Genomic DNA, 1,536 nt, shown 5'->3' with positions numbered 1-1,536 from the left:
ATGCGCCCAGTTGCCGACGACATACCCGCAGTTCAACCTGACTATTTCAAGCTCTTGTTTGAGCAGCCGTTCAACGCACTTGCGCGCTTTGATCAGGAAGCTGCCCAGTCGCGCTTCCACCGTCAGCCATGCCTTCTGAGGGCAAGGCTTGCGCTGTCCCAATTGGAAAGTTTTGGACTAAGCTGCATGCTCCGATAGCAGAAGAACGCCTCTTCGATAGTGGATATTGCGATGTAGCGCTCTACCTTTTCAGTTACTTGTAACGTCAATTCGATTCCCGTTTTGTCTTTCCCCGCCACTTTCTTCTAAGGGCGAGTTGCAGAGCTTCACCTATAGTAACACGCTGAATCTTTTCGAACCCCCGACGCAGGCGCACTTTGAGCATTTTCTCGGGCGCTGGACCTAATCCAATGCCGAGAGCCAAGTTGTTGGTATTTTTGTTGGTATCTAAAAGCCCGTTGGTATCGCTACGTCAGTTTCAGATCTCTGACTGACCAGAAGTGACGAAATGCCCGATATCGACGACTAGGGGCTGAAACGAAGTCGAAGACGGCGACGCGAGGCTTTCTTGGATCGCGAGGAATGGACGCGCAGCGGCCAGGGGAAGAAAACGCAGCGCCATCGTTGCGGGAAGACGATCGAGCTGAGTGAAGCGAAGGCGGTCTTCGGTCAGACCCAATCCATTCGAGGACGCCGTGGGCGAGGCTTGGAACTAACGGGCGAAAGGAAACGCTGCAATGGCTACGATCTGTCAAGGGCCTATCGTCCTGCGCCGAAACGCTTCGACGCTTCGATCAAAAAAGGTCATCTCAGGCGCCAAGACAGTGTCGGCCACTACGCCAATAGATGATGAAGGGACCTCCGATTTCCCTATCTTGGAGCTGAACCGCCATCGCGTTCTGGGCAGCTCCAAGGCGATCGATTGCTGAGGGCACCGGCTCCCAAGCATCCTACGCTGTAACGATTTCCTGCCGTCGGTCGTTTCGATGCGGGAAAGATTGAGATCGAAGGCGAGTATGTCTTGGTCGCACCTGATCCTCCTCGTTGCCGAATGACACGGCTACGCTGACGCCCCACGCACGTGAGGCATTGTCGGGAAAGGTCCGCCCCCCCCTCGCGTCGGGCGTTTGATGCCGAGGTGAAGAGAAGCGCAGCTGGGCTTTTTGTTGGCAAGAGTGGTGGAAATACGGTTTGACCGTTGGTTTACGCCGGATTCCGTCCGTCGCTACGATGACAGTGCGGAACTGCATGTGCCATAAGGCCAATCGCTGAACCAACTCAGAAGGGATGGAAACGATGGCTGTAAACACGATCGATATTGCCGAACGCCTTGCAGACGCGCACGGCCTGTCGAAAACGCAAGCGAAATCCGTGGTCGAAGATGTGTTGAAAGGCATTGCGGATGCCGCTTCCAAGGGCGAGGAAATCAGCCTCAATGGCTTCGGCAAATTCAAGGTGCAGAACAAACCGGCACGTGAGGGTCGCAATCCGTCGACTGGTGCCACGATCAAGATAGCCGCTTCGAAGAAGATCGTC

General features: G+C 55.0%; 1 protein-coding gene. It reads left to right on the top strand.

Features of this window, described 5'->3' with window-relative positions:
• Positions 1-1,296 precede the first annotated feature (1,296 nt).
• Positions 1,297-1,536, top strand: a 240-nt coding sequence (locus X742_RS140540) for an HU family DNA-binding protein (RefSeq protein ID WP_031248809.1), incomplete at its 3' end; no start/stop codon positions are given.

Source organism: Mesorhizobium sp. LNHC229A00, from assembly GCF_000502415.1.
Classification (GTDB): domain Bacteria; phylum Pseudomonadota; class Alphaproteobacteria; order Rhizobiales; family Rhizobiaceae; genus Mesorhizobium.
This window is presented reverse-complemented; position numbering and strand designations above follow the sequence as displayed.